The following is a 26,648-nucleotide window of genomic DNA, read 5'->3' on the forward strand; positions in this document are numbered from 1 at the left end:
TACATGAAGCGCATACTAGTGTTTGGTGCCAATGGCTCTTCCCCTTCGTTGATCGGTTACCTGTTAAAAGAAGCTGCAATAAACAACTGGTTTATTACCATTGCTGATGTTCCTCCTTTAACTGCACATACACCTGCGCTTCCTGACAACCATATTCAAACCGTGTTGTTCTTACCCGAAGATGAAACACAACGTCATCAACTGATCACAGGCGCCGATCTGGTGATCTCGCTGCTCCCTCCTGCCCTGCACCTGCTTATTGCTGCCGATTGTTTACAACATAAAAAGAATTTACTAACGCCATCGTATGTCGACAATGCCATGGTGCCCTGGCATGCCGCGATCAAGGAAAAAGGACTTTTATTCCTTTGTGAAATGGGGCTCAATCCGGGCATCGATCATATGAATGCCATGCAACACATCCACCGGATCAAAGCGAATGGCGGAACCATCACTTCTTTCAGATCATTCTGCGGCGGATTGATCTCGCCCGAAAGCGATAACAATCCCTGGCATTATAAAATGACAGGCGGTTACCAGAACGTAGTGCTGGCGGGTAAAGACGGCGCTGTGTTCAAGGAGAACGGCACGATCTGCCGGCTGTCGTACGAGCAATTATTCGATCCCAACCGGGTTATCCAGATCCCGGGACTGGGTTACCTGGCCTGGTATCCCAATCGCGATTCGCTGCATTATATGCCGTTATACGGACTTGCTGATGCCCACACTTTTGTGCGCACGATCCTGCGGTATCCCGAGTTCTGTTTTGGCTGGAAAAATGTAGTAGAGCTAAAACTGACCGACGTCACGAAACAATACAATACCGACGGCGTTTCTTTGCAACAGTTCTTCCAGGAACATTTTGCCAGCCATGGTTTTGGCGAATGGATCGAAAAACAACTGACGGCCCGCTTTGCCCAAACCAAACAATTGCTCGAAAAGCTGCAACAACTGCTGGAAGCCGAAGAGGACGCCAATGAAGATGAAAGAAAAGCCCTGCAGGATTTTATGATGGTAGATAACAAAGGGCAGTTGATGGACATAAACCTCGATGCCATAAAGACCCAGGCCGCAGCTACGGTGGCCGGACAAATGCACGAGGCCAACCTCTCGATGAAACAGCTTTTCTTTTTAGGCATGGACGACGACCAAACGCTGATCAATAAGGGAACATGCAGCGCCGCTGATGTATTGCAGTTTGCCATGGAACAAAAGCTGTTACTGCAGCCGGCCGATAAAGACCTGGTAGTATTACAACATGAGATCGGATATGAGCTGAACAGTGAGCAACACATAGCTACGAGCAGCCTGGTGATAAAAGGCGAGGATCACCTGAACACCGCCATTGCCAAAACCACCGGCCTGCCGCTGGCCATTGCCGCCAAGCAGATCTTACAGGGACAGCTGCCCGAAAAGGGATTGCACATTCCCGTTATGTCTTCTATTTATACCCCCGTTCTCCGGGAACTGGAATTGAACGGCATCCGCTTTCATGAAACGGATACCATTATATAATAGGCACCGGCGCAAAATCGCCCATCAGGATCTGCTGCACGTCCTGCGCCGGCATGTTGAACCAGTTTTGCAGCACCGACGTATACAATGACCTGAAATCAAACTGCATGGGAACGTTGTCGTTCACATTGACTTTTTCCGGGATTACCGGGTTGGCGCCAACGATCCCCGGTTTTATGGCATGGCCGAAATAAAATACCGGCGCCGCGGCGCCATGATCGGTACCGCCACTGGCATTGCTTTTAATGCGGCGGCCGAACTCCGAGAAGGTCATGCCCATCACCCGTTGTTCTGTTTGCAGGAATTGCAGATCGGCCATAAATGCGCCAATAGCTTCCGATACGCGCTGCAACAGTTTGGCATGCGTTCCGGTAGTTGTATCGGTTTCCGTTTGTTTAGCATGCGTATCAAAACTGCCGGTGCTTACCATATACACTTTTGTTTTCAGTCCACCTGCAATGAGGCGGCTCACGATCTTTAACTGATCGGCCAACGGATTTTTACCCGCAGCCGGCCAGACTGGTGATTGCGCCGTTACTTTTTGTGCCGCATTTTTGATCACCGTAGCATATTGATCCGTTTTCTGACTCATGAGCTCTATATAGTCCAGCTGCTCGCCCCAGCGTGAGTTGGCATTCACATTCACTTTTCCTTCTACCAGCTTGTAAAAGCCCGCCGGGTTGCTGATGGCCATACCCATCGTAAACAAGGGGCCCTGCAAGGCCGTGGACACCACAGCGCCTACCTGTATGGCCAGCGGATCGGGCATAACCTCGTTGGGGAAATTATCAGGGAACTGCGGATATATATCCTGTAAAAAACGCCCTGCCCAACCCGACGACACTACTTTATCACTATCAGAACCAGACATCCAGATATCGGTTGCCCTGAAATGTGAGAAGTTCGGCTTTGGATAACTGACGGCCTGCACCACTCCCAGCCTTCCTTCATTGAACAAATGCTGCATATTCACCATGGCCGGATTAAATGCGGTGGCATCAAAGCCGTTCAATCGCAACACTTTTTCGGCCGGCAGATAAATGTTCGGGCGCGCTGCCGTATAGGCACTGTACTGATCGAAGGGGATCACCGTATTGATGCCATCATTGCCCCCCGCCAGTTGAATAAGCACCAGCACGCGGTCATCGTTCAATACGGCATGGCGGGCATGCAAGCCGGGTGTACCTGCCAGGGCTTTCAGGGAAATACCCTGCAGAAAAGTGGGCAGCACCACGCCTGAGATCGTGTTCCGTAAAAATTGTCTGCGTTTCATAGTTGCGGTTTTACATTAACTGGTATTGGGGAAGGCTCATCATATATTTCAACAGGTTCTTCAGCTTATTGGTAACGTTCCTGACATTGGCCGCATCGGCTGGTTTCTCCAGTAATTTATTCCACGCATCGGTCCAGTAATGATCACTGGCCATGCCCTGCAATCCCTGTAAAAGGATGCCGGTTTTCATATACTGTTTTTCTTCAACAGGCAACTCGACGGCATACAACAGGGCCGCCAGCTCATCGATAAGTTTATTAGGATCACCGGGCGCCGATAATTGTTTTGTGTACAACACCGGGTCGATCAGGATCTTTTTACTAGTGCGGGCAAACCCATTGTTCACCATACGATCGGTAAAGGCTGTTCGCTTCGGCAATGTATCGGAACTGATCCATGATTTATCATACAACGGCTCCTGGTAATAAGCCGGCCAGCCGGCCACATTCGGCGGGTCGCCGATATTCTGCTGCATTTGCGAAGCAATGGTTTGAATATTGAACCAGCAGTTATATTGCTCTACGTAACTCTCTTCACCAGGAAATGTTATATTGAATTCACGGCAGAGGCCAACCGCCAGATCGACCGGGCTTTTAATGATGCTCCCGCGGTTACCCATATCAAAAAAATGCCGGCTGCTCAATAATCTTTCAAGCACCGGTTTAATGTCATAATTGTTTTGCCGGAACGTGTGGGCGAGCGGTTCAATGATGTTTTTCTCCGAAGCCTCATCGACCTGGTGATAAACAAAAAAACGATACAATTTGCGGCAGATAAAACGGGCTACTTCCGGTTGCCGGAAAATAAGGTCCAGCAATTCGTCCAGCTCCGCCTCTCCTTCCTTCCCTTTACGGCCTTTTATTACCTGGTTGTTGTAAAAAGCAGAGAATTGTTTATCGCTTTCATCGTGGCGGCCGGCGTCAAATACGCCGTGTATGTCGGGCAGCGATTTGTTGTTGATGCGGAAACCGGTCAGGACGCGGGCGGCAGCTTTTACATCTTCCTCGGTATATTGCGAGCCGGGTCCCTTGCCTACTGTAAATAACTCCTGCAGTTCGCGGCCATAATTTTCATCAGGCGCCTTTCTGGTATTGGCATTTCCGTTCAGGTATTTGAGCATGGCGGCATCAACCGTTATGGCCCGTACCATGGCCTTGAAATTGCCCAGAGCATATTGCCGCAGCAGCACATTGTGCTTGTAGATCATGGTGGGATTATCGACCGTTTTCATTTCGGTGGCAAAATGATTATGCCAGAACAGCACCATTTTTTCGCGAAGTGTCGTTTGCTGGTTCAGCATACAGCCCAGCCACCAGGCCTTGAAGGAATTCCTTCTGCGGCCGCTGTTCATACCGTTTAGTTTGGTAGCGGTTATCCAGGTAGCACCGGCTTGAATTTCCTCGTCGGTATACTTTTCGTCGTTATAATGATTGATGGGCGGCGCCGGCGTTGGTTCTTCAGTATGCAGGAGATGTTGAATAGTGTGGCGGAGTGATTTGGAAGCAAAAAGATCGATGTCTTCTTTACGGGCGCCGAACAAGGTACGTTTCAGCAAATGTTTCACTTCAGGAGGGCCCCATTTGCCTTTGTATTTTTTCAAGGATGAGGTTACAGCGGGAATTTCCATTGCAAACAATTTAGATTACATGCCATTCAGTCCACGTAATGCGCTATCACGCTTACAAAAATATATGAACGAAATGTCATGTGCAATGGGCATTCCGCATTAAAATTATTGACATGCGGAATGCGGTTATTTGCAGCCGGGTCTTACCTTTTTAACAGGGTAATCAATTCCTGAACGCCCACAGTAGCCGGTTTTTCGATGTTTGTGACATTGTACACCGAATTGGTGGCGGGGATCACCTTATCTATTACATACTTGGGAATTTCCCTCGGCGCATAGTTCACGAGACCGGCCGCCGGGTACACTACCAGGGAAGTGCCCACTACGACGAAGATGTCTGCGCCCAGCACTACCGGAATGGCTAATTCGATCAAAGGCACCGGTTCTTCGAACCATACGATATTCGGACGTAACTGCGCGCCATCTGCGGCTTTGTCGCCCAGCTTGATATCGCCGCGGATCTCATAGACCAGCGATTCATTGAATTCACTGCGCATCTTTAAGATTTCGCCATGTAAATGCAATACTTTTTTGGAACCAGCGCGTTCATGCAGGTCATCGATATTCTGGGTAATGATGGTTACATCGAAATCATCCTGGAGTTTGGCCAATCCGATATGCGCTTCGTTCGGTTGCGCCTCAAGTACATTTCTGCGGCGCTGGTTATAGAATTCCAGTACCAGGGCCGGGTTCTTTTTCCATGCGCGCGGGGTAGCCACTTCCCGGACATCATATCCTTCCCATAAGCCGTCGCTGTCACGAAATGTTTTCAGTCCGCTTTCGGCGCTAATACCCGCACCGGTCAATACTACGATCTTCTTTTTGCTCATGCTTCAAATATATGATTTCTGATTTCGAGATTTAGGGATTTCGGGATTTAATTCAATACACCTCGCTTTTTGATTGCTGATTTCGAGATTTAGGGATTTCGAGATTTAATTCAATACACCTCGCTTTTTGATTGCTGATTTCGAGATTTAGGGATTTCGGGATTTTGAGACCTGCCTGCCGGCAGGCAGGTTTTGAGATTTGCCCCGGTTTGATCTTTCCGGTAAATCTCAAAATCCTTAAATCCCGAAATCGCTAAATTCTTACGGCCTGTTGTTGCCCGTTGTGGGTCTCGCTTTCCATCTTTTAAAGAACCACCAGATACATGCTGCCAATAACCACAATGGCCATAAGGTAAGCACTACAATCAGCATCTCGCCTATCCAATCCATTCCATTGGTGAGGGCATTCAGTACCCTTTTTCCGAAACCAGGCTTATCTACATACTGGGCCGAGGGATTTAAGATCTCATAAAAGGTCAACTGTATTGTACTGTAGGCAGCAGCATGGGTGAGATAATTTACCCTGCCTGCGCCCGCCTCTATTTCTACCTGGATGTTGTTAATTTCCTGCTGCACTTTCAAGATCTCTTCCATATTTTTTGCCTGCTTCAGTAACTCCAGGTAGCGTAACCTGATCTGCCGTTTGGCTTCTGTTCTGGAACGGGTGTCGATCACTTCACCGGTCACATCCTGCGAAGTGACTTTTTGCGACACTACATTTTCATCTTTTGTGGCGGTCAATGCGCTTACCAGGTTGTCAAACTGATCAACAGGCACTTTGATGGTGACGATGTTTTCGATCTTATACTCCGATTTATGCTGCTCTTCTTCGGCTATATAACCACCGGTTCTTTTTATCTGCTCATGCACAAAATCATTGTACGTTTTATGATCCTTCGCTTCCACCGTTAAACTGGCGTTCTTGATGATCTTTTTATCCCAGTCGATAGTTGCAGCAGTTGCGGTTGTACCTGCTTGTTTGGACTGTTCTTCATTACCTGCAGCCGGTACAGGTGCGGTGGTGTCTGCAACCCCATAGTAATTGGCGCTGGCAGCAGGCGTATTGTTTTCAGCCACTGCCATATCGGCCGTTTTTGCTTCGGATTCTGTACTGTTATTACAGGCAATAAAGAGCCAGAGCAGCAATGCTGCCAGTAATTGGAAAAGTAATTTCATGGCTATACGTGTTTAGAAGTGTTTTGTTGTAGATGCCGGGCGGGAAAAATTACATACGATTTGAAAGAGAAAATGTTGAATGCTGTGTTCGTTCCTTGTCGCGTGCTTCGATTTATACATGGCATTTTCATTACCGGGAGCTCCCCGGGCAGTAGTTGCTGACATGGCAATATGTTTAGGTTAATCAGTAATGATTAATTACCAAGGGATGAAAAGGTAACCTAAAGGAATTGTTAATACGCTTAACGCAAAACGCTTAACGCTTAACGCAAAACGCTTAACGCAAAACGCTTGCCCGTCCGAGGCTTTTGCGAAGGCGGGCATCGGTGCCTGGCAACCGGTAACCGGCAACCGGTAACCGGTAACAGGCAACCGGCAACCGGTAACTGGCAACCGGCGTTACAGTCCCGCCAGTTCCATGATGGCGGCCCACTCTTCATCAGTGACCGGCTGAACCGATAACTGGCTGATACGAACCAGGGCCATGTTGGCAAGACGTTTATCTTTTTTGATGGTATTTAATGTAACCGGATTGGCCAGCTTTTTATAGGGCTTCAGGTCAACGGCTACCCAGCGGTCATCATCTGTGGAGGGATCCTGGTAAGCTTCTTTTACTACTTTGGCAATTCCAACAATGGCCAGTCCTTCGTTGCTATGATAATATAGAACCTGCTCGCCTTTTTTCATCGACCGCAGGTGATTGCGGGCCGCGTAATTGCGTACGCCATCCCAAAAGGTCTGCTTGTCTTTCTCAAATTGTTCCCAGGAATAAACAGAAGGTTCAGATTTTACCAGCCAGTATGCCATAATCAATAATAATAAATGCGAATGTAAGGAAAGTTACGTTTCCAACGGGCAGACACTGCAACAGCCTTTTTCTTCGTTGCTGCAATCTGAGGATCGCCGGCCAACGTAAATGCATACTATGATCGATCATGTGGTGTTATCCGGGAGCTAAGAACTCCCTACGAGGCCCTGATCTCTATCAGGGCTTTCTTCCTGCATAATGCCTGGGTCCAGTGCCCGTACGATCGTTACTTATTTACAGCAACGGCATCCGGTTCCTGATTTTGAATTATTACTTTCGCAGCTGGATGCGGCTGAACCGGACAGCAGCTATAGTGCCTTATTAAAAGCGCTCAACTGATTATGAAAAAATATATAACAACTGCTTTGATCTGTTTTTCTACCTATGCTTCCTGGAGCCAGGGCACTGTGCAGGGACGCGTCATTGACAAAAACAGTAAGGAACCGCTGGAACTGGCGTATGTTCGCTGGCGTAATGCCGCCCAGGGTGTGGTTACCAATCAACAGGGCTATTTCGCTTTAACCAATCTGGCAAATCACAAAAACGATGGCATATTGATCGTTTCTTTTATAGGTTTTACCACCAAAGAAATCACAACAACCGGTAATAATACCATTGTTGTTGAAATGGAAAAAGGACCGGTTAACCTGCAGGAAGTGGTAATTACGCCGCAGTCGACCGCCGCTTCATTTCATACGATCAGTAAGATCGACCTGAACCTGCAGCCGGTTCGATCGGCACAGGATCTCTTACGCACGGTACCCGGACTGTTCATCGGGCAACACCAGGGCGGTGGTAAAGCCGAACAGATCTTTTTACGCGGTTTCGATATTGACCATGGCACCGACATCAACGTAACAGTAGACGGTTTACCGGTAAACATGGTATCGCATGCGCATGGACAGGGTTATGCCGATCTGCATTTTCTGATCCCGGAATTGACCGGCAGCGTGGATTATGGCAAAGGCCCCTACTACACCCAATACGGCAACCTGGGCACGGCCGGTTATGTAAGCATGAACACCGTGAATAGTCTCGATAAAAGTACCATAAAGCTGGAAGGCGGTCAATTCAATACATTGCGCGGCGTGGCAATGATCGACCTGTTGAGCAACAGGCTAAAACAGAAAGGCACCAATGCTTACGTGGCCGGTGAGTTCCTCTATTCGGATGGTCCTTTTGAATCGCCGCAATATTTCAACCGCTTCAACTTATTTGCAAAATTCAATACGCAGATTGGCAACAATAATAAACTCACCCTGATCGCTTCTACCCTCAACAGCGACTGGGATGCATCGGGTCAAATACCTGAGCGGGCAGTAAAAAGCGGCCTCATCGGCAGGTTTGGTTATCTCGACAATACCGAAGGCGGTTATACGAACAGAACCAATGCCAGTGCACGGCTCACCAGTTATTTATCGCCCAATACCACCTGGGAAAACCACGCATTTTACAGCAACTACAATTTCAACCTGCATTCCAATTTCACGTTCTTTTTAAACGATCCGGTAAATGGTGATCAGATCCGCCAGCGGGAGGGCCGGCATATTTATGGTTACCATTCCAAGCTTTCGCACGAAACCAGCCTGGGCAGCTGGAATGTGCAATCGGTTTATGGCGCCGGTTTCCGCCTCGATCAAACGCGGAATACGGAATTATCGCATACCACCAACCGCAACACGGTGTTGGAATATACCCAGCTGGGCGATATCCGCGAAGCCAATGCTTGTGCCTATGCCGACCAAAGCATTGAAAAGAACAGGTGGCGCTTCAATATCGGCGCCCGCCTCGATTATTTCAATTTTCATTATAACGATCAGCTCAACGCAGATCAATCGCCCGACCGGCAGAAAGTTATTGTAAGTCCCAAGGTGAATATTCAATACACACTCAATACCAACACACAACTGTATGTAAAAACAGGTAAAGGCTTCCACTCGAATGATGCCCGCGTAGTGGTATTTAACCAGGGGTATGACATATTACCGGCCGCTTACGGAGCCGATGTTGGCGTATTGTTGAAACCCACCCGCAACCTGCTGTTGAATGTAGCTGCCTGGTATTTGTATTTGCAACAGGAATTTGTTTACGTAGGCGATGAAGGCGTGGTGGAGCCCAGTGGCAAGACCCGAAGGATCGGCCTCGACCTTTCTGCCCGTTACCAGTTCAACAACTGGCTGTTTGCCGATGCCAATGTAAACCTGGCCAAACCCCGCAGTGTTGATGAACCCAAAGGCGAACAGTATATTCCGCTGGCGCCCAATTTTACGAGCACCGGCGGACTGAACTTTCAATTAAAGAACGGATTAAATGGCAGCCTGCGTTACAGGTTCATGAATGATCGCGCCGCCAACGAAGACAATTCGGTTGTAGCTAAAGGATATACCGTTAGCGATCTGTCAGTTAATTATACCAAAAAGAAATACGAGGTTGGACTGGAAATCGAAAACCCGTTCAATGTGAAATGGAATGAAACGCAGTTTGATACCGAATCCCGGTTGAAAGACGAGCCTGATCCTGTTTCCGAGATCCATTTTACGCCGGGAACGCCGTTCTTTGCGCGGTTGAAGCTGGCGGTGTTTTTTTAGTGAGCGGTAGACCGGCCAAGTTGAGAAGGCAGTATAATGATATACAAATCAACTCATTAAGATCAGCCAATTGGATGCATTTCTACGTCGTTTGCAATTCCGAAATTCGCTAAAAAATATTAATTTTGGTAGGTGTGTGATCCGCAGAAATAAATAAACATAAAATAATGGAGCTAATAATTGACATCGATAAAATAAAGGACAGTTCAAAAAGAGAGTGGCTTATTCGCACGTTAAAATTAATGGGTATTGCTTTCAAAACTTCTGAAAAGCCCCAAACGCTGGATGAATATAATCAGGACCTGGAAGATGGCAATGCAGAGATCGAGAAAGGAGATTACATCACTGCAGCTGATTTAAAAAGAGAAGCCAGTAAATGGTAACTTTTTGGAGTAAGCGAGCACAAAACCAATTATTAAAAGCTTACGAATATATTCGGGAAGATTCTCCCCAAAATGCAGCTAAGGTTAGGGATGAAATTATTGATATAACACTCGATCTTCCCAGACATCCCGAAAAATATCCCCCGGATAAGTATAAGAATGGTAACGATGGCACCTGGCGGGTTTTGAAATTTATCATTATAGAATAACCTACAGGATAATGCACGATCAAATAAGGATAGTGCGTTTAAGACATACCCGGCGATCTCCATTATCATATAAACCATGCTGTTGTCCGACTGCAATTCGAATCAAAGAACTCGAACCAACTATTAACCACCCGTCACCAGCCAATCCAGTTATGCTTAACGATAGTAAATGACCTTGTCAGCGCCAAGGTAAGATTGATCGCAGTTACAATTACAGAAATAAAAAGAATGGTTTTCCCATTCCTGCGGGTGCGTTTATCATAAATATAATACCTGCTGCCGTTGGGTAAGGTCTTGGTCGATTGCATCAGGACCAGACCGATCAAAATGCCAATGAATCCGCCCACCACAGAAAAGAAATAGCCGGCAGTGATCCAACGGCCACCATCAGTCGCAGGCCGGGCCAATGTTTCCATTCTTTTATTCCACAGGCCATCGAGCTCTTCGTTCGTGTAAACAATGCCGCGGCTTTCCAGGATCTCCCGGGCAATCGCATAATCGAGCCGGCCCCATTCATCGGGTTTTTTAAGGATCTCCACCAACTCAATATCATCAAAGCTGAACAGATAATGATCAGGGTCTATGTCATCAAGATGGACGTGCATTTTTTCACGCAACAACCGGTTGACCGTTTCAAACTGATCGGCAGGCATTCTGACCTCATATAAGTAGGCAGGTCCTCCGCCGGTGATCAGCTGGTCAACCTGTTTCCCGATCGCCGCAAATTCATGGGGAATACGCTGCTCTTTTAATACAGACAGCACCGGCGCTGCCTGTTCGGGGTTGAAGAATTTTTCGTACGTAGCATAACGGCTCATACTAAAAGGTCTTTAGAGGACGGTCCTGGTGAACCGCCACTCAAGTTACTTTTTCAAATTTGATCTTACAAGTCCAAGCCCCTGCCAGAATTCGGCCGGATATTCCAGGTTTTCAGGCAGGGACATCAGCCCATTGGTGAGGTCAAGTTCATAGCCGGTGTCCAGCTTTTTGTATTTGACAGCCGACCATACGATCTGATCCCATTGGCCGGTATACTTTATACTCTCAAGCGATGCGGGATATTCACCAAAGCGAACCTTATGCAATTCTATCAATGCAATAGCTGTTTTAAAATGCTGGTCGCCGAATTGTTTACTCGCCTGCTTTTCCATATTGTCGAAGCCACAGCCCGTAAACACCAGGGCCGCGAAAGCAAGCATGAAAAGTACCCTCTTGTTGTTCATAGTAACAGGTTATTTTATGCTGGAACAACAATGCCACAGCCTTCCTTTTCAGGACGACCGTGGCACTGTATATTGTACATCTTATTTTTTACGCTACTTTATTCCCAACAGCTCCACTTCAAATATCAGCGTGCTGTTCGGACCGATCTGTGCACTTACCTGTTGCTCACCATAGCCCAGGTGCGGCGGAATGAAAAAGCGCCATTTGCTGCCGACAGGCATCAGTTGCAGCCCTTCCGTCCAGCCCCTGATTACCCGGTTCAACGGGAAAGTGGCCGGCTGGCCACGGCGTACTGAACTGTCGAATACAGTGCCATCGATGAGTGTACCGTGGTAATGACAGGTCACATTGCTGGTAGCTGTTGGCTTGGCGCCAGTACCTTCGGTGATGATCTCATATTGTAACCCGCTGGGCAAAGCCACAATGCCGGGTTTTTGTTTATTTGCTTCCAGAAAGTCGTTACCGGCTTTCAAATTAGCTGCTGCTTTTTCTTTTCGTTGTTGAAATAAACGGTCTGCAATGCCCATACAATAAATGTTTGTAATGTTATGGATTGTTGCTTTTCATATCAGGCAACTGTTACAGGTTTCAGGGTTCAGGGATTGCACCACCCGGTTAACATAACAGGGAACATGTTTTCCCTGCAACTTGTACCTCTAACACCTTTTTCCCCTTTAGGGGGTTAGGGGGCTTTACCAACCACTGGCCAACACATCTGCGATATGCATGGTTTGTAATCCCATCCCTTTTTTACGGATATGTCCATCGATGTGCATCAGGCACGACAGGTCCGTAGAAATGATGCATTCGGCACCGGTATTTTTGGCATTGATGCTTTTCTGATCGGCCATACCAATGGAAATGGGGTCGAATTTCACGGCGAAAGTTCCGCCAAAACCGCAACAGGTTTCCACATCGGTCATTTCCACCAGTTCCAGTCCTTTTACATTCGACAATAATTTACGCGGCTCCTGCTTGATCCTGCATTCGCGCAAACCGGCGCAGGAGTCATGGTAAGTGGCTTTGGCATATAAGCTGGCGCCTACATTTTCAACCTTCAGCACGTTTACCAGGAAGTCGGTGAACTCGAAGGTTCTTTTCTTCAACCGCATCACCTCGCTCATCTGTGGCGTATTTTCAAAAAGCGTTTCGTAATAGTTCCGAACAAAACCAACGCAGGATGCGCTGGGCGCCACTACGTAATCAGTGCTCGATCCGCTGAAATCTTTGATGAATTTGGAACACACCTCGCGGGCATCGTCCCAGAACCCGGCATTATATGCGGGCTGTCCGCAACAGGTTTGGTTGGTATTATACGTTACGGTACAACCTGCTTTCTCCAGCACTTTTACCATATTAAAGGCTGTCTGCGGGAACAACTGGTCTACGAAGCAGGGTATAAATAATTGAACCTTCATGGAAATCCCCTTTTAAAGGTGGTGTTCCGCCTGCCGCTATTACCGGAAGGCAACCGCTCACCCTGTAAACTTTATTGTTGTTTGTATGAATGCGTTAATGCGATCATTTTAAGCGCAGTGATGGCGGCTTCTTCGCCTTTATGTCCGTGTTTTCCGCCAATGCGTTCCTGTGCCTGTTGATCGTTATCTACTGTCAGGATGCCAAAGATAACGGGCACGGGTAAGGACAGGTTCAATTGGGTAACCCCATTGGTTACGCCCTGGCATACATAATCGAAATGGGGGGTGTCGCCACGCAGCACACAGCCGAGGGCGATGAATGCACAGGGACGGTCATCTTTGTATTTGTTCGCGTCCCAATAACTTTTAATGCCGAACGGGATCTCAAAAGCGCCGGGCACGGTGATCACTTTCACAGATCTAACGGCGGCCTGCTTCAGGATGGTATGGCAGCCTTTTTCCAGCTCATCAACGATGGCGGCATTCCATTCGGTGCGTACTATAACAACACAGGCATTCGTGTTGAGAATGCCTGCGTCTATCTGTAATAACTTGCTATTGCTTACTTCAGCCATTTTATTCGGTTTCCGGTTACCGGTTTCCGGTTTCCAGTTCTTCGCGGCTTCGCCGCGACCGGTTTCAAAATCCCGGCAACTGGTAACTGGTACCTGGTAACCCTAGTTTAAGTCTCCTAACTTACCCAGGTATTTATCTACCTCAAAAGCACGCTGGCTATTAGGATATTTATCCTTGATCGTGTGCAGCAGCTCGATAGCCTCTTTGTTCTTGCCCAGTTCCTGGCTCAGCATGGCTGCGCGGAACAGGTACTCAGGAGAATTCACATCATCCTCATTGAACATGGTACCGGCCTTTTTATAATAATCGATCGCTTCCTGTTTTTTTCCCTGTTCAGAATAGGCGTCACCCAGCAATCCGGTGGCGCGCAATTCAACTTCAACCTGGTCGGTAGAAAAATCCTTCAGGTGTTTGATCGCATTGTTATAATCGCCCAGGTGCAGGTAGCAGGCGCCGGCATAAAATTTAGCCAGGTTACCAGCTTTGGTGCCGCTGTGGTTCTTGATGGCCTTCAAAAAACCACCGTTCACGCCATCACCATTCAAAGCCAGTTTAAAAGAATCCTGCCTGAAATAGTCTTCGGCTTTCCAGATCGCTTCAACCGCTTTGGCCTCTGCAGGTCCTTTGACAAATTTGCTATAGGCAAAATAACCGCCTACGATCACCACCAGACCGGCCAACACGTAAGTAATAAGTTTATTATTCCTACCCCAGAAATCGCGGGCGGAATCCACCACTCTTTCTTCGGTTGTTTTTTCTACTGGTTGTTCTGGCACTTGTTTAACGTCAGTTGCCATGAATTTGTATTGTTTTAGTTGTTAATGTTGTTTACTTAGGTATTGAATCTGTATATTAATCAACGATGAACGGATAATCAGGCGTCATCACGATGTCTTTCAGCACTTCATCTTCCGTTGGGAAAGGCGACTCTTCGGCAAATTTCACCGCTGCCGCAACTTTATCATTCACCCGTTTATCGATGGCTGCAATTTCGTCCTTGGTGGCGTATTTATTTTTCTGAATGGTATTCAGTACCAGCTGGATGGGGTCACGTTGTTTGTATTCTTCTACTTCTTCTTTGGTACGGTATTTCTGCGGGTCAGAAATGGAGTGACCTTTATAGCGGTAGGTTTTGATCTCCAGTAAAGTTGGTCCACCGCCTTCACGGGCTCTTTTCACGGCGCGGGAAATGGCATCATGTACCGCTTCAGCGCTCATGCCATCCACAGAATCGGCCGGCATTTCATACGCATCGGCCAGTTTAAAAATATCATGTACGTTGCTGGTACGGGTTACCGACGTACCCATGGCGTAATTGTTGTTTTCGCAAATGAAGATCGCTGGCAATTTCCAGGTCATGGCCATATTGAATACCTCATGCAAAATACCCTGGCGGGCAGCGCCATCACCAAAGAAGGTCAATGAAACATTGTCAGTGCCCTTGTATTTTTCGGCAAATGCCAAACCGGCTCCGGTTCCAATCTGGGCGCCCACGATACCATGGCCACCGAAGAAGTATTCTTTTTTTCCAAAAAAGTGCATACTTCCGCCTTTACCTTTGGCACAACCGGTTGCTTTACCGTACAGTTCGGCCATACAGCTTTCAGGGCTCATGCCTTTGGCCAGGGCCAGACCGTGATCGCGGTAAGCGGTTACGAATGGATCTTCCTGGCGGGTGGCCGTCATAACACCGGCGGCAATTGCTTCCTGCCCTACATAGGCGTGGAAAAAGCCGCGGATCTTACCTTCCATTTTATATTTTTCTTCGGCTGCCAGTTCAAATTGACGGATCAAGAGCATTAACTCATACCAGTACAAATACGTTTCTTTGGAGAATTTCGAAGCCACAGTAAAAAAATTTGAGGTTTTAACCCCGCCGAGGCCTCCTGACTCGCGTCGGGGCAGGCTGGCAAAGGCGGGGGCAAAGATAGGGTAAGAATGGGAAATATGGAATGGGGAAATGAGATTTTAAGCCTAATATATGGTTTGATAGCCAGTTGTTTGGAAGAAAAATGGCTGGCACGGCCGTATTTAGGACATATTTCCGTGAAAAATCGTGGATGCGGGCTGCCAGTACCGGTTACCGGTTACCATTTGACCGTTACCGACCTGCTATGAACCGGAAACAGGTGAATACGGGTCAATATCTGCCTGATTTGGATCATTTCCGTCCTGCTTCGCTGCACTGCCCGGCTGCTAAGAGGTATAACCGGCTGACTTCGGATCATTGTTTGCCCGTTATGGATCGAAGCTGCCTGCTATTAGGTCGTTGCAGGCTGGAATGTTGTCATATCAGCCTGCATTTATATCAAAACAACCTGATATGATGCCGATTCAGCTGTAATTGAAATGTTTTCAACCTGTTTTAAGATCATTTCAAGCTGCAATGACCATATAACACCTGAAATTTCATCATTTCAGCCTGACTTCGGATCGTTTCCTGCCGGCTTCGGATCATTGCAGCGTGAATGCTTATCATTGCAGGCTGTTATTATCCGTTTAGCACCTGCAATGTCAGCAAAACAGGCTGCAACGATGACGTAGCAGCCTGCAACGATATCATAGCAAGCCGTTTCGTTACAATACCGGCCTGTTATGATACAATAACAGCTTACAGCGGTGAAATAACACGCGGAAACGGTTCATAACAAGCTAACATCGGTTCATTGCAGCCTTGTAATGACCCAAAGCACGTTTAGCAAAACGATTTTATTGGAATGTTTATATTGCGGCCAATTTGCTTTTACTAAAAAACATATCTCTCACCCAGTTTAAAAACTACGAAACCCGCAATTTCCCTTTCACTGAAAGGATCGTAGGCATTTGCGGACCGAACGGCGTTGGCAAGACCAACCTGCTCGACGCCATCTATTATTGCTGTTTTACCAAAAGCTATTTTACGAGAAGCGACAGCCAGAACATCTTACACGGATCGGGCGGCTTTCGGGTCGAAGGGCATTTCAGTATACAAAACGACCCGCTGAAAGTGGTTTGTATCCTGCGCGAAACAGGTCGCAAGGAATTTTCTGTGAACGACGAACCCTATGAGAAATTCGCTCAACATATCGGCAAACTCCCCTGCGTAATAATCGCTCCTGACGATGTGCAGATCATCACCGGCGGCAGTGAAGAACGCCGCCGCCTGCTCGATGCCCTGCTCTCCCAGCTCGACGCCGGTTACCTGCAGCAGCTAATGGATTATAACAAGGTCTTGCAGCAACGCAATGGCTTCTTAAAATCGCTGGCCGAAAAAAAGATCACCGACTACAAACTGCTCGATGTTTACGACGAACAACTCGCCCGCTATGGCGATGCCATTTACCGGAAAAGGAATGAATTCCTGAAAACTTTTCTGCCCCTGGTATCGGCATTTTATACGCAGATCGCCGGACAAGCCGAACCGCTGGCCCTCCATTACGAAAGCCAGCTGCACGAAATTTCCCTGCCCCAATTGTTACAGCGTTTACGCCAGAAGGACTGCTTACTGCAACGCACCAGTGGTGGTATTCATCGCGACGACATCAATACGCAGCTCAATAATCAGCCCTTCAAATCACTGGCGTCGCAGGGGCAAAGAAAAAGCCTGCTCTTCGCCATGAAACTGGCCGAATTTGAGACGCTGAAACAGGCAAAACAATTTCCGCCCCTGCTCCTGCTCGATGACGTATTCGAAAAGCTCGATGCCGGTCGCATGCATAACCTGCTCGACCATGTGTGTGTGCAGAACCTGGGACAGGTTTTTATCACCGACACGCACGCTGATCGTATCAAACTTCACTTTGATAATCTAGGGCTTAAATACCAGTTAATTTGTTTGTAAACTATTATTGCTGATTTTGAGATTTCCTGATTTGAGATTTCACTTTATTCGCCGTATAATAAATACCGAAACCTGCCTGCCGGCGATCTTAAAATCCCCGAAATCTCTAAATTTACTTTCTTACCTTCACACGTGAAATTAAACCAACAATGGGTGAACAGTCTCTAGGCGACGCCTTAAAATACTTTCTTAACCAGAGCAAATTGAAAGGTTATATCCAGGCATTGCAAATTGAAGATGTGTGGGAACAGATCATGGGTAAAACCATTGCCAAATACACCGATAAGATCCAGATCCAGGGTAAGACCCTGTATATAACCACCAGCATGGCCCCGCTGAAGCAGGAGCTGCTGTATCAGAAAGAAAATATCATTAAAAGGGTGAATGAAACCCTGGGGGAGAATGCGGTGAAGGACGTTGTCATCCAATAAAACGATTTCTGATTTCGAGATTTCTTGATTTTGAGATTTGCTCACATTCGGAACTACCGATAAATCTCAAAATCCCAAAATCTCAAAATCCCAAAATCTCGAAATCGCAAAATCCCCAAATCAGAAATTCAGAAATCGCAAAATCTGAAAATCCCAAAATCCCAAAATCGCAAAATCCCAAAATCGCAAAATCAGAAATCCCGAAATCAGAAATCAGAAATCTACTTTCCTGCTATATCGGTCCTGAATTTCTCAATACATTTTCTATCCTGCAAAGTAACAAAACAGGTTTTGTCGTCTTTGCCGCCGAAGGTTATATTACTTACATCTTTTCCTTTCAATTCCACTTCCTGGATCTGGCGGCCACCGTCGTTAAAAATGGCCACGGTGCCTTTTCCATAACGGGTAACATATAAGTTGCCTTTGCTGTCGCATTTCATTCCATCCATGCCAAAATCGGTGAAGGTGGCAAAAGTGCGTTGACTTTTTATATTGCCTTTATTATCGAGTTCAAATGCCAGGATGCGGCGCTGAACACTTTCATTCACATAGAGGATCTTTTCGTCGGGACTTAAGCAAATGCCATTCGTAGTGCCCAGGTTCTCTTTCAACAGCACGGCTTTGCGGTCGGTACCTATCTTCCATACCTGGCCGGTCTGTTTCTGCCAGTTGGGATCTGACGCATACACTATGCCTTTTTTGCTGATGCAAAGATCGTTCGGCTGGTTAAAACGGTCATCGTGACAATAGACGCTTACGGCTTTGGTAACGGGATCCACTTCCAGCACATTGTGCTCCACGAAATCAGCGACCAGCATATTACCGTCGGCCTTGAAGCGAATGCTGTTGCCCACACTTTTGTTGGGCAGGGTCACAAACAACTCTACTTTACCATCCGGTTGTACCAGTCCGATCGTGCCGTCTTTTTCATAGTTCACCACGAACAAGCGCCCTTCTTTATCAACAGCAGGCCCTTCACAATTCCTGGTAAACAGGTTTTCAGCCGTATGATCATACGCCCGGAATAAGGATTTGCCAAACTCCTTCTGCGGGTTATGTTTACGATGGCAGCCGGCTATTACAGCAAGTGCAGCGAGAGCCAGAATGATTCTTTTCATATTATTGATTAATCTTAGTTCTTTGTTTGTTAGTTCATAAGTTATTCAGTTCATAAGTTATTGAGTTATTAAGTCTTCAGTTTGAATACAGTCGCGAGATTTAAATAACTGAATAACTGAATAACTGAACAACTCTTTTTTATTCCAATCGCACTCTTGGATCAACAACCGCATACAATACATCAGCCAGAATATTCACCAGGATAAAAAAGAATGAAGTGATCAATACTGATCCCATCACTACCGGAAAATCCAGTTTCTCCAACGCATCTACCGTTACTTTACCGATTCCTTTCCAGCCAAAAATGTATTCTACAAAAAAAGCACCGGCAAGCAATTCGGCAAACCAGCCGGTAATAGCGGTGATCACCGGGTTCAACGCATTGCGCAAAGCATGTTTCCAGATCACTACCCCCTTTGATAATCCCTTGGCATAGGCTGTCCGGATATAATCCTGGTTCAGCACATCGAGCATGGCGCTGCGGGTGAGCTGCGTTATGATGGCCAATGGACGAATGCCCAGCGTAATAGCAGGCAGCCACAGGTTTTGTAAAGACCAGAATGGCCTTCCGGTCACTTCATCCATATCGCGCCAGCTGCCGGTCATGTGCAGCCCGGTATACTGGCTCCAGACAAATCCAAACAGGTAGGCAATCACAATGCCCATAAAGAACGAAGGCGCTGAGATGCCCAGCACACTGGTAAAAATGGCCGAAGTGTCCAGCCAGGTATCCTTCTTCACGGCCGCCAGCACGCCCAACGGAATGCCCAAAATAACGGCAATACACATGGCCGCTACCGCCAGCAGCAACGTGCCGGGAAGGGCTTCCATCAATACCTCGCCCACATTTTTGCGGGTTTGGTAAGAACGGCGTAAATAAGGCAGTTTAATGGCCAGGTTAACATCACCGCCTATAAAGATGCCTTTCAACTGCTTCTTTTGAATTTCGCTATCTGTATGAATGGCTATGGGCGACAGGTCGTTCATGAACAACACGAACTGTTTCCATTTGGGTTGATCGAGATACAGTTCGCGGCGGATGTTTTCCTGCGTAGCAGCATCTGCCCGCTGGCCCATGATCAGCCTCGATGGATCGGCAAAACCCTGGAACAATAAAAATACCAGCACTATTACGCCAAGCATTACCAATAGGCCATACAGGATCCGTCGTGTGAAGTATTTGATCAAGTTCGTTCTTTTTAAATCGATGCTAAGTGAATCTAACGGTTACCAGTTACCGGTTACCGGGAAATACAAGATTTGTCAGTAAGTTGCATAAAGACCCTGGCAACCGGAAACCGGGAACCGGCAACTCCCTCAACCTTATTTCTTCCCCAACTGCTCACCGTTTGTTTTAGCTACATTGCCTGGTAAGTTGTTTACAACAAGCAAGGCATTCTCCAGGTCGGCATAACTCCATTTATTCAGGATAGTTCCTTTCTTAACCAGGAACAAGGCCGGGTTGGCGCGGGCCGCCGTTTTAATAGCGGTGGCGTCGCAACGCAGCGGCATAAACGCATAAAACACATCCGGCGGATTCACCCGCAGGGTTTCTAAAGGCACATTGGTAACCAGGTAACCCTTAATATGTTTCTGCTCTGCACTGCGCATCACCGCGTTCAGCACATTGGTCCATTCACCGAGGGTGTAGCCATTCTTCAGGAACAGGTACAACTGGTATTGATCTTCATTCAACAGTGCCTGTGTGGTATCGTTACCGAAATAGGTTTGCAGGGAGAAATCTTTGATGGCCGGAGAAGCATTGCCTTTACGCACTACTTTATCGTACCGCTTTACGAACTTATAGGTTGCTTCATCATAATCTGCGGGGAAATTATCCGCAGTGAACTCAACCTGTTTGCCTGCTTTCTCATAAACAAAACTAATGACCGTGCTATCGGGAATGGAGCCGGGCGGCGGCTGCATTTTTTCAACAATATTATTGCCGATCTTATAGGGCAGACAATCCTTTACGGGCAGGTGCACGAGCACGAACCACTGGAAGGCAAAGGAAAAGACCGTAGTAAAGAAAAGCGCTACCAGACTGTAAGTTGTATTCAATGCCGGTTGAATGCTGTTCCGTTTCCAGAAAATAAAACCGATGAGTACGAGCAGGATCAGGTCTTTCATGAACGACTGGTCGGCCGTTAATGGAATACAGTCGCCAAAACAACCGCATTCACGAACTTTTCCGCTGAAAAGGGCATACCCCGTCAAAAAGGTGAAGAAAACAATCAGCAGCAACAGCAGCCAGCTGAACAGGCGCATTTGCCAGCCTACCAGTACAGCCACACCCGCAATGATCTCAAAAGCGATCATGGCTACCGAGAAGGCCAGGGTGTAATTATCCAGGAAGCCCCAACCCCACACTTCAAAAAACTCCTGCATTTTATAGCTCAGTCCGAGCGGGTCATTGGCTTTGACCAGGCCTGAAAAGATAAACAGAACGCCTACTACGATACGGGTTATAGTCAGTAATATTCTCATATAAGATATTGTAACATGAACGGAGAATGGTCAATGGTGAATGGTCAATGGTCAATGGTCAATGGTGAATGGTCAATGGTGAATGGTGAATGGTGAAACGGCAGACGGCAGACGTGAAACGCACAATGCCGGACAGCCGCGCAATCGTAAAAATTTCCTGCCAAACATTTACTTCCTTCTTCCTGAGCAAGTCAATCGTCAATTCCTTAACTTCTCGACCAAGCTTTAACTTTCCCATCAACTTTGTCACCTCTATCAACTTATCAACCTACCTTTAACACATCAAATGTAATGAACAAACTATAAATGTTTACGCTGAATTGTAAAGGCCGTTTACTGGTAATTGATAAACCGCTGGTGATGGGTATCATCAATACCACGCCCGACTCATTTTATGAAGGCAGCCGTTTTATGGGCGAATCGGGGGTGCTGAAGCAGGCCGAACGAATGCTGAAGGCCGGCGCCGATATCCTGGATATTGGCGGGCAAAGCACCCGCCCCAACAGCACCACCATTTCGGCTGCCGAAGAACTGCAACGGGTGATCGGCGCTGTTGAGTCGCTGCATTACAATTTTCCGGAAGCAATAATTTCCATCGATACCTATTACGCGGAGGTAGCTGCAGCAGCGGTCGCCGCAGGGGCTTCCATCGTGAATGATATCAGCGCCGGGCTCATTGACCCCAAGATAATCACCACCGCCGGCGCCCTGCAGGTTCCCTACGTTTGCACGCATATCAAAGGCACACCCGCCACCATGCAGCAACATGCCACCTATGAGCATGTGACCCGCGAAGTGCTCGATTTTTTTATTCAAAAAACAGCCGAATGTCATCAGGCAGGCATTACCGATGTGATCATCGATCCCGGTTTTGGCTTTGCCAAGACCCAGGCGCACAATTTCACCCTGCTGAAAGAACTGGCCACCCTCAAAATATTGAACAAACCGATCCTCATCGGGCTTTCCCGCAAATCGACCGTATGGAAAACCCTGGGCATAACCCCGCAGGAAGCATTGAACGGCACGACTGTCTTGAACACCGTTGGCCTGTTGAACGGCGCCAGCATCATAAGAGTGCATGATGTGAAGGAGGCGAAGGAAGCGATCACGCTGTTACGCCCCCTAACCCCCTAACCCCTAACCCCCTAAAGGGGGAACTGCTGGCGCACCTTGAAAAGCCGTAATTAAATCACCAGTTTACAAGTCTCTTAATAAATAAAAAGGCATGTTACCATCAGATAACATGCCTTTAATGTATTTCAAGCCCCTTTTAAGGGTCTGGGGGTGTATTAATGATTATGTCCGTCGCCCGCGCCATGTTGCTGCTGTTGCTGCGGCATGGGAATATTCGGCATAGCCTGTTTGGGCGCTGTATCGCTTACTTTGGCTACTTCAATATCAAAAACCAGGTTTTCGTATTGTTTGCCGCCGGGACCAGGCTGTGCACCATAAGCCAGGAAGAACGGAATGTACAAGGTTCCCTTTCCGCCCTGTTTGAAATATTTCAGGCCTTCATCCCAACCAGGAATAACCGCGTGGGTCCCTACCTGAACGTTGAAAGGCTCTTTACCTGCTTCCATATTGCTTTCAAACACTTTCATGGAAGGGAATACTTTTCCGGTATAGCGGATAGACGCATATTTACCGGAATCGATCTGGGCGCCGTTACCCGGGTCTTTTATTTCAATGAAAGTGCCTTCAGGACCTTTTTGGTACTGGATCTTGTTTTTAGTGAGGTATTCTTCAATCTCCTTCACTTTGGGGCCTTTCAGGCTTTCCAGCTTTTCAGATTGTCTTTTTTGCGCAGCCTGCATTTCAGTCATCTGGTCGCGCTGAGCAAGGCTGTCAACGGTGAATATTTCAACCACCTTGAAAGAAAGAACGAGTTTATCTTTTGGTTTGATGAACTCAGGCAGCATGCCCTGTTTTTTAGCCAGGCTGTCGGCCAGGCGGATCACCACCGCACTGTCGCCTTTGCGCAGCATGGTGAAAATTTCCTGCGGATCATATACAGGTCCTACACTGTCGACCTTTGCATAGAAAGGCATTTGCTCATAAGAGCTGGCCAGTACAGAATCCCTTAATTTATGTACGAACTGAAGTTTTATGACATCACCACGTTTAACCTTTGGGCCGCTTCCGGTAGAAACGATCTTGTAAAGCAAACCGCTCTGTGTTTTTTTGAACCCGCTGTTTTTACAGGCCGTCGACAACAACAGCACTGAAAGGGCGCTTAATAAAATAGTTGATCTTTTCATTTTTTTATTAGATAGAATTTTATTGTAACTGCAATGCGTTTTCCTTCATAGCTTCAATGAAATGCTGCACGGTGACGTCGAGCGAAGCGCTGCTGCGGCCGCCGGAAGCGTTGTAATGGCCTCCGCCTTCAAAATAGGTGCGGGCAAAAGTATTCACATCGAAATCTCCCTTGCTGCGGAAGCTCCATTTCCTTTCCTCGTCCCGGTCAATGACCAGGGCAGCCAGTTTAATACCCTGAATGCTGAGGGGGAAGTTCACCAGTCCTTCTGTATCTCCGGTCTTGATCTCAAATCGCAACAGATCTTTTTTAGATATGGCGATCAGGGCTGTATTGTATTCGTAGAACAGGTCCATCCGGTGCAGCAGGATGTGCCCGATGAAGCGGAGCCGGTTCTCGAGAAAATTATCGTAAATGTTCTCATGCACCAGGGTATGCTGTAATCCGCGGTCTTTCAGATCGGCCACCATGCGGTGCACAGAGGCGCTGGCCGAAGGAAAGCGGAAGGACCCCGTATCGGTCATTACCCCGGCATACAGGCAATCGGCAATGGCTGGTGTAATGCGGTCGCTATGGCCGCTGCCAACGATAAAATCATACACCATTTCGCAGGTGCTGCTTTTGGCGGTGTCGCTGACGCCCCAGGTAAAAATGGCTGTCTCGGGTTGCTGGTGGTGATCGATAAGAATGCGGTCAAAGGCACCCTGGCGCAAAGAGTTGGCCATGTGTTTGGTGCGGATGAGCACATTGAAATCGAGGCAAAACACCCATTGGGCCTGCTGTAAGGCGGCTTCCCCACGGTCGCGCTGCAGCTCGTAATCGATCACGGTAGCGCTTCCCGGCATCCAGTCGAGCCATTTTGCCCAGTTGGTAGGTGACACTACGGTTACAGAATGGCCAAAGGAGGTTAAAAAATGATACATGGCCAGGGAGCTGCCCATGGCATCCGCATCAGGTTTCTGATGCGTGGTTATCACCACATTGCGTGGGGTTGTTAAATGTGAATATATGTCTTGTATAGGTTTCATGGAGCGGCAGCAAAGTTGCAGAAATAAAACCCAAACACCAAAAGCAGTTTGTGGTTGGTGGTTTGTTGTTTGTGGTTGCCGCAACGTCGAAAGCGATATTTTTAGCAATTGTCCTTTTACGAATAAAAGCGAATCAAGCTATTCGTCGGGCGCTAAGAAATAAAGAACCACAAACCACAATCAACAAACTACAAACCATTTTCTTATTTTCGCGGCCAAAATTAGAAGATAGTATGAGTAACCGCACGTTTACGATGATTAAGCCCGACGCTATGAAGAACGGGCATGCCGGCGCGATCCTGGACCGGATCATTAAAGAAGGCTTCCGCATTGTGTCGTTGAAAATGACCAAGTTAAGTAAGGAAAGAGCAGGCGAGTTCTATGCCGTGCATAAAGAGCGTCCCTTCTATGGCGAACTGGTTGATTTTATGAGCAGCGGTGTAATCATTGCCGCCATCCTCGAAAAACCCAATGCCGTTGCTGCTTTTCGTACCCTGATCGGTGCCACCAACCCCGCCCAGGCCGAAGCCGGTACCATTCGTAAATTATTTGCAACTTCCGTTGGCGAAAATGCCATCCATGGCAGCGACAGCGACGAAAATGCCATTATTGAGGGTAATTTCTTCTTTAGTGGACTGGAGCAATATTAATTCAGTTGACAAGTTAACCAGTTAACGAGTTAACAAGATTATAAGGCTGAAAAGCTAAAAAAGCGTGCTCCAGACCGGATCACGCTTTTTTCATATATACTTTTATTATAGTTTTCTGGTCAACTCGTCAACTGGTCAACTGGTTAACTACAATGACTCCGTTCTCCTGCTGATGTTCTTCATCGGCGTCACCTTATACCCTTTCTTCCGCAGCAGATTGATCACGCCCTGCTCGCCGGGTAAATGCCCCGCTCCTACTGCAAATAAAATGGTGCTATCTTTCATGATGGCCGGCATCTGATCTACCCAATGACGGTTGCGGCCATATAACAGAATATCCATATACTCATCCATGCCGGGATCGCTTTTGTGCATCAGCGAATCCATGCGCTCGAGGTTCTGCTGGCGGTACACTTCCACCATTTCCATGGTTACTTCTTTGTAACTATCGATGCTGTCGATATAATTTACCAGGTCCTTTGCCTGCTTTTCATACGGGATGCTGTCGAAAATGGAAGCCTGGAACTCGGTTGTTTCCAACCCTTTTATTTCCTTCTTGTATTGCCTGCTTTCGCGCATGATCAGTTCTTCCATACCATTCTTTTGCGAACAGCTCATCATTTGCTCGCCAATAAGGCTGGAAATGAAATACGGTTTGAACCGGTTCATCATGGCCAATGGCAGCGGCACTGAATGCTCCTTGAAATACGCTTCCACTTTAGCATATTCTTCTTTGGTGAGCAGCTCCGATAATTTTTTGCCGTCGTTCATGCGCAGGTATTTCATGGCGCCCAGCAATTCGCCCATATTATCCATATCGAGCTCGAAGTAGATCTGGTCGCAGTGCTTAATGGCGAGTTTCAGGCTATCGCTCAGCGTTGCATCATCGGCACAAAGCACGTGCATGGTGCCATAGAGGTAGGATGGTTTTTTCAGCCCGTTTCCGGCGATCTTCCATAAGAGGGTGTTATCTAACTGATTATAGGCGGTTTTCGCTGCCGGAACGTTCCCCTTCTTCCCTGGTTTGTCATTTTGTCCTAATCCGGCCACAGCCAGGGCTACATAAAAGATTAACATACTTACTTTTTTCGATAACATATTTACTTGCTTTTGTCCAACCTGATATGAATATGGTGCTTTTTTTATTATACTTGTGCCGTAGGCAGAAATAGTTAAAACACGTTCAACAAAGCTAAACCGGCTCGTTGATATCTACCAATAAATTTACA

28 protein-coding genes are annotated in these 26,648 nt (G+C 47.3%); 9 read left to right on the forward strand and 19 right to left on the reverse strand.

The features are described from left to right. Positions 1-3 precede the first annotated feature (3 nt). Positions 4-1,515 carry a saccharopine dehydrogenase C-terminal domain-containing protein gene (locus JUB15_RS12365; protein ID WP_207512798.1) on the forward strand — a complete coding sequence of 504 codons (1,512 nt, stop codon included), beginning with the start codon at positions 4-6 and terminating at the stop codon, positions 1,513-1,515. Here JUB15_RS12365 and JUB15_RS12370 read toward each other — a convergent pair. The 6 genes from JUB15_RS12370 to JUB15_RS12395 all read right to left on the reverse strand — a co-directional run bounded on the left by JUB15_RS12370 (position 1,508) and on the right by JUB15_RS12395 (position 7,228). Next, complete coding sequence (locus JUB15_RS12370; RefSeq protein WP_207512799.1) at positions 1,508-2,788, reverse strand: DUF1501 domain-containing protein; 1,281 nt, start codon at positions 2,786-2,788, stop codon at positions 1,508-1,510. The genes JUB15_RS12365 and JUB15_RS12370 overlap by 8 nt on opposite strands. A gap of 10 nt (positions 2,789-2,798) precedes the next feature. Continuing rightward, positions 2,799-4,415, reverse strand: a complete 1,617-nt coding sequence (locus JUB15_RS12375) for a DUF1800 domain-containing protein (protein ID WP_207512800.1) — start codon at positions 4,413-4,415, stop codon at positions 2,799-2,801. Between the two features lie 143 nt (positions 4,416-4,558). Beyond that, complete coding sequence (locus tag JUB15_RS12380; RefSeq protein WP_207512801.1) at positions 4,559-5,245, reverse strand: SIR2 family NAD-dependent protein deacylase; 687 nt, start codon at positions 5,243-5,245, stop codon at positions 4,559-4,561. Positions 5,246-5,506: 261 nt separating this feature from the next. Then, a complete protein-coding gene (locus JUB15_RS12385) occupies positions 5,507-6,421 on the reverse strand; it encodes a DUF4349 domain-containing protein (protein ID WP_207512802.1) in 915 nt (304 codons plus the stop codon). A gap of 12 nt (positions 6,422-6,433) precedes the next feature. Beyond that, on the reverse strand, positions 6,434-6,586 hold the full coding sequence (locus JUB15_RS12390) for a hypothetical protein (protein WP_207512803.1): 153 nt from the start codon (positions 6,584-6,586) through the stop codon (positions 6,434-6,436). Positions 6,587-6,820: 234 nt separating this feature from the next. Continuing rightward, complete coding sequence (locus JUB15_RS12395; protein WP_207512804.1) at positions 6,821-7,228, reverse strand: EVE domain-containing protein; 408 nt, start codon at positions 7,226-7,228, stop codon at positions 6,821-6,823. 199 nt (positions 7,229-7,427) lie between these two features. On the opposite strand from JUB15_RS12395, the gene JUB15_RS12400 reads away from it, so the two are divergent. The 4 genes from JUB15_RS12400 (at position 7,428) to JUB15_RS12415 (ending at position 10,409) form a co-directional block, all read left to right on the forward strand. Continuing rightward, positions 7,428-7,568 (forward strand): hypothetical protein, encoded by a 141-nt coding sequence (locus tag JUB15_RS12400; RefSeq protein ID WP_207512805.1) that lies wholly within the window; start codon positions 7,428-7,430, stop codon positions 7,566-7,568. Between the two features lie 2 nt (positions 7,569-7,570). After that, on the forward strand, positions 7,571-9,817 hold the full coding sequence (locus JUB15_RS12405; RefSeq protein WP_207512806.1) for a TonB-dependent receptor: 2,247 nt from the start codon (positions 7,571-7,573) through the stop codon (positions 9,815-9,817). A 167-nt stretch (positions 9,818-9,984) separates the two neighbouring features. After that, the gene (locus JUB15_RS12410) at positions 9,985-10,200 is read left to right on the forward strand and encodes a hypothetical protein (RefSeq protein ID WP_207512807.1); all 216 of its coding nucleotides are present in this window, start codon (positions 9,985-9,987) and stop codon (positions 10,198-10,200) included. Continuing rightward, positions 10,194-10,409, forward strand: a complete 216-nt coding sequence (locus tag JUB15_RS12415) for a type II toxin-antitoxin system RelE/ParE family toxin (protein WP_207512808.1) — start codon at positions 10,194-10,196, stop codon at positions 10,407-10,409. The genes JUB15_RS12410 and JUB15_RS12415 overlap by 7 nt, the downstream gene beginning before the upstream one ends. A gap of 134 nt (positions 10,410-10,543) precedes the next feature. On the opposite strand, the gene JUB15_RS12420 is transcribed toward JUB15_RS12415, so the two are convergent. The 7 genes from JUB15_RS12420 to pdhA all read right to left on the reverse strand — a co-directional run bounded on the left by JUB15_RS12420 (position 10,544) and on the right by pdhA (position 15,475). Next, complete coding sequence (locus JUB15_RS12420) at positions 10,544-11,227, reverse strand: hypothetical protein (RefSeq protein WP_207512809.1); 684 nt, start codon at positions 11,225-11,227, stop codon at positions 10,544-10,546. Positions 11,228-11,272: 45 nt separating this feature from the next. Further along, complete coding sequence (locus JUB15_RS12425) at positions 11,273-11,632, reverse strand: hypothetical protein (RefSeq protein ID WP_207512810.1); 360 nt, start codon at positions 11,630-11,632, stop codon at positions 11,273-11,275. A 93-nt stretch (positions 11,633-11,725) separates the two neighbouring features. Then, positions 11,726-12,160 (reverse strand): BamJ family beta-barrel-assembly machinery protein, encoded by a 435-nt coding sequence (gene bamJ / locus JUB15_RS12430; protein WP_207512811.1) that lies wholly within the window; start codon positions 12,158-12,160, stop codon positions 11,726-11,728. Positions 12,161-12,325: 165 nt separating this feature from the next. Beyond that, entirely contained in the window at positions 12,326-13,051 is a 726-nt protein-coding gene (locus tag JUB15_RS12435; protein WP_207512812.1) for a (Fe-S)-binding protein, read from the reverse strand. A 71-nt stretch (positions 13,052-13,122) separates the two neighbouring features. Further along, a complete protein-coding gene (gene ribH, locus JUB15_RS12440) occupies positions 13,123-13,626 on the reverse strand; it encodes a 6,7-dimethyl-8-ribityllumazine synthase (protein ID WP_207512813.1) in 504 nt (167 codons plus the stop codon). A gap of 102 nt (positions 13,627-13,728) precedes the next feature. After that, a complete protein-coding gene (locus JUB15_RS12445; RefSeq protein ID WP_207512814.1) occupies positions 13,729-14,424 on the reverse strand; it encodes a tetratricopeptide repeat protein in 696 nt (231 codons plus the stop codon). A gap of 55 nt (positions 14,425-14,479) precedes the next feature. Then, entirely contained in the window at positions 14,480-15,475 is a 996-nt protein-coding gene (gene pdhA / locus JUB15_RS12450; RefSeq protein WP_207512815.1) for a pyruvate dehydrogenase (acetyl-transferring) E1 component subunit alpha, read from the reverse strand. Positions 15,476-16,364: 889 nt separating this feature from the next. Here pdhA and recF point away from each other — a divergent pair. Together recF and JUB15_RS12460 are read left to right on the forward strand one after the other, a co-directional pair. Continuing rightward, positions 16,365-17,447, forward strand: a complete 1,083-nt coding sequence (gene recF, locus JUB15_RS12455) for a DNA replication/repair protein RecF (protein ID WP_207512816.1) — start codon at positions 16,365-16,367, stop codon at positions 17,445-17,447. 149 nt (positions 17,448-17,596) lie between these two features. Then, positions 17,597-17,878 carry a DciA family protein gene (locus JUB15_RS12460; RefSeq protein ID WP_207512817.1) on the forward strand — a complete coding sequence of 94 codons (282 nt, stop codon included), beginning with the start codon at positions 17,597-17,599 and terminating at the stop codon, positions 17,876-17,878. A gap of 221 nt (positions 17,879-18,099) precedes the next feature. Here JUB15_RS12460 and JUB15_RS12465 read toward each other — a convergent pair whose 3' ends face one another. The 3 genes from JUB15_RS12465 to JUB15_RS12475 form a co-directional block, all read right to left on the reverse strand. Then, positions 18,100-18,996, reverse strand: a complete 897-nt coding sequence (locus JUB15_RS12465; protein WP_207512818.1) for an SMP-30/gluconolactonase/LRE family protein — start codon at positions 18,994-18,996, stop codon at positions 18,100-18,102. Between the two features lie 139 nt (positions 18,997-19,135). Further along, positions 19,136-20,185: an ABC transporter permease gene (locus JUB15_RS12470; RefSeq protein WP_207512819.1), complete on the reverse strand. Its 1,050-nt coding sequence runs from the start codon at positions 20,183-20,185 to the stop codon at positions 19,136-19,138. A 135-nt stretch (positions 20,186-20,320) separates the two neighbouring features. Beyond that, entirely contained in the window at positions 20,321-21,484 is a 1,164-nt protein-coding gene (locus JUB15_RS12475) for a BT_3928 family protein (protein ID WP_207512820.1), read from the reverse strand. A 306-nt stretch (positions 21,485-21,790) separates the two neighbouring features. On the opposite strand from JUB15_RS12475, the gene folP reads away from it, so the two are divergent. Next, positions 21,791-22,618, forward strand: a complete 828-nt coding sequence (folP, locus tag JUB15_RS12480) for a dihydropteroate synthase (protein WP_207512821.1) — start codon at positions 21,791-21,793, stop codon at positions 22,616-22,618. A 155-nt stretch (positions 22,619-22,773) separates the two neighbouring features. Here the strand turns inward: folP and JUB15_RS12485 are convergent, their stop codons facing one another. Both JUB15_RS12485 and JUB15_RS12490 read right to left on the reverse strand, forming a co-directional pair. Then, a complete protein-coding gene (locus JUB15_RS12485) occupies positions 22,774-23,742 on the reverse strand; it encodes an FKBP-type peptidyl-prolyl cis-trans isomerase (protein ID WP_207512822.1) in 969 nt (322 codons plus the stop codon). A 19-nt stretch (positions 23,743-23,761) separates the two neighbouring features. Further along, on the reverse strand, positions 23,762-24,769 hold the full coding sequence (locus JUB15_RS12490; protein ID WP_207512823.1) for a DHH family phosphoesterase: 1,008 nt from the start codon (positions 24,767-24,769) through the stop codon (positions 23,762-23,764). Between the two features lie 233 nt (positions 24,770-25,002). Here JUB15_RS12490 and JUB15_RS12495 point away from each other — a divergent pair, with 233 nt between their 5' ends. Beyond that, entirely contained in the window at positions 25,003-25,419 is a 417-nt protein-coding gene (locus tag JUB15_RS12495) for a nucleoside-diphosphate kinase (RefSeq protein WP_207512824.1), read from the forward strand. A gap of 147 nt (positions 25,420-25,566) precedes the next feature. Here JUB15_RS12495 and JUB15_RS12500 read toward each other — a convergent pair whose 3' ends face one another. After that, positions 25,567-26,496, reverse strand: coding sequence for a TraB/GumN family protein (locus tag JUB15_RS12500; protein WP_207512825.1), 930 nt, complete (start codon positions 26,494-26,496; stop codon positions 25,567-25,569). Positions 26,497-26,648: the final 152 nt, after the last annotated feature.

Source organism: Longitalea luteola (assembly GCF_017356035.1).
Taxonomy (GTDB): domain Bacteria; phylum Bacteroidota; class Bacteroidia; order Chitinophagales; family Chitinophagaceae; genus Niastella; species Niastella luteola.

Coding starts and splice junctions, on each gene's coding strand:
- JUB15_RS12365 (WP_207512798.1), top strand. CDS start 4: ATGAAGCGCATACTAGTGTTTGGTGCCAATGGCTCTTCCCCTTCGTTG.
- JUB15_RS12370 (WP_207512799.1), bottom strand. CDS start 2,788: ATGAAACGCAGACAATTTTTACGGAACACGATCTCAGGCGTGGTGCTG.
- JUB15_RS12375 (WP_207512800.1), bottom strand. CDS start 4,415: ATGGAAATTCCCGCTGTAACCTCATCCTTGAAAAAATACAAAGGCAAA.
- JUB15_RS12380 (WP_207512801.1), bottom strand. CDS start 5,245: ATGAGCAAAAAGAAGATCGTAGTATTGACCGGTGCGGGTATTAGCGCC.
- JUB15_RS12385 (WP_207512802.1), bottom strand. CDS start 6,421: ATGAAATTACTTTTCCAATTACTGGCAGCATTGCTGCTCTGGCTCTTT.
- JUB15_RS12390 (WP_207512803.1), bottom strand. CDS start 6,586: ATGTCAGCAACTACTGCCCGGGGAGCTCCCGGTAATGAAAATGCCATG.
- JUB15_RS12395 (WP_207512804.1), bottom strand. CDS start 7,228: ATGGCATACTGGCTGGTAAAATCTGAACCTTCTGTTTATTCCTGGGAA.
- JUB15_RS12400 (WP_207512805.1), top strand. CDS start 7,428: ATGCCTGGGTCCAGTGCCCGTACGATCGTTACTTATTTACAGCAACGG.
- JUB15_RS12405 (WP_207512806.1), top strand. CDS start 7,571: ATGAAAAAATATATAACAACTGCTTTGATCTGTTTTTCTACCTATGCT.
- JUB15_RS12410 (WP_207512807.1), top strand. CDS start 9,985: ATGGAGCTAATAATTGACATCGATAAAATAAAGGACAGTTCAAAAAGA.
- JUB15_RS12415 (WP_207512808.1), top strand. CDS start 10,194: ATGGTAACTTTTTGGAGTAAGCGAGCACAAAACCAATTATTAAAAGCT.
- JUB15_RS12420 (WP_207512809.1), bottom strand. CDS start 11,227: ATGAGCCGTTATGCTACGTACGAAAAATTCTTCAACCCCGAACAGGCA.
- JUB15_RS12425 (WP_207512810.1), bottom strand. CDS start 11,632: ATGAACAACAAGAGGGTACTTTTCATGCTTGCTTTCGCGGCCCTGGTG.
- bamJ (WP_207512811.1), bottom strand. CDS start 12,160: ATGGGCATTGCAGACCGTTTATTTCAACAACGAAAAGAAAAAGCAGCA.
- JUB15_RS12435 (WP_207512812.1), bottom strand. CDS start 13,051: ATGAAGGTTCAATTATTTATACCCTGCTTCGTAGACCAGTTGTTCCCG.
- ribH (WP_207512813.1), bottom strand. CDS start 13,626: ATGGCTGAAGTAAGCAATAGCAAGTTATTACAGATAGACGCAGGCATT.
- JUB15_RS12445 (WP_207512814.1), bottom strand. CDS start 14,424: ATGGCAACTGACGTTAAACAAGTGCCAGAACAACCAGTAGAAAAAACA.
- JUB15_RS12460 (WP_207512817.1), top strand. CDS start 17,597: ATGGGTGAACAGTCTCTAGGCGACGCCTTAAAATACTTTCTTAACCAG.
- JUB15_RS12465 (WP_207512818.1), bottom strand. CDS start 18,996: ATGAAAAGAATCATTCTGGCTCTCGCTGCACTTGCTGTAATAGCCGGC.
- JUB15_RS12475 (WP_207512820.1), bottom strand. CDS start 21,484: ATGAGAATATTACTGACTATAACCCGTATCGTAGTAGGCGTTCTGTTT.
- folP (WP_207512821.1), top strand. CDS start 21,791: ATGTTTACGCTGAATTGTAAAGGCCGTTTACTGGTAATTGATAAACCG.
- JUB15_RS12485 (WP_207512822.1), bottom strand. CDS start 23,742: ATGAAAAGATCAACTATTTTATTAAGCGCCCTTTCAGTGCTGTTGTTG.
- JUB15_RS12490 (WP_207512823.1), bottom strand. CDS start 24,769: ATGAAACCTATACAAGACATATATTCACATTTAACAACCCCACGCAAT.
- JUB15_RS12495 (WP_207512824.1), top strand. CDS start 25,003: ATGAGTAACCGCACGTTTACGATGATTAAGCCCGACGCTATGAAGAAC.
- JUB15_RS12500 (WP_207512825.1), bottom strand. CDS start 26,496: ATGTTAATCTTTTATGTAGCCCTGGCTGTGGCCGGATTAGGACAAAAT.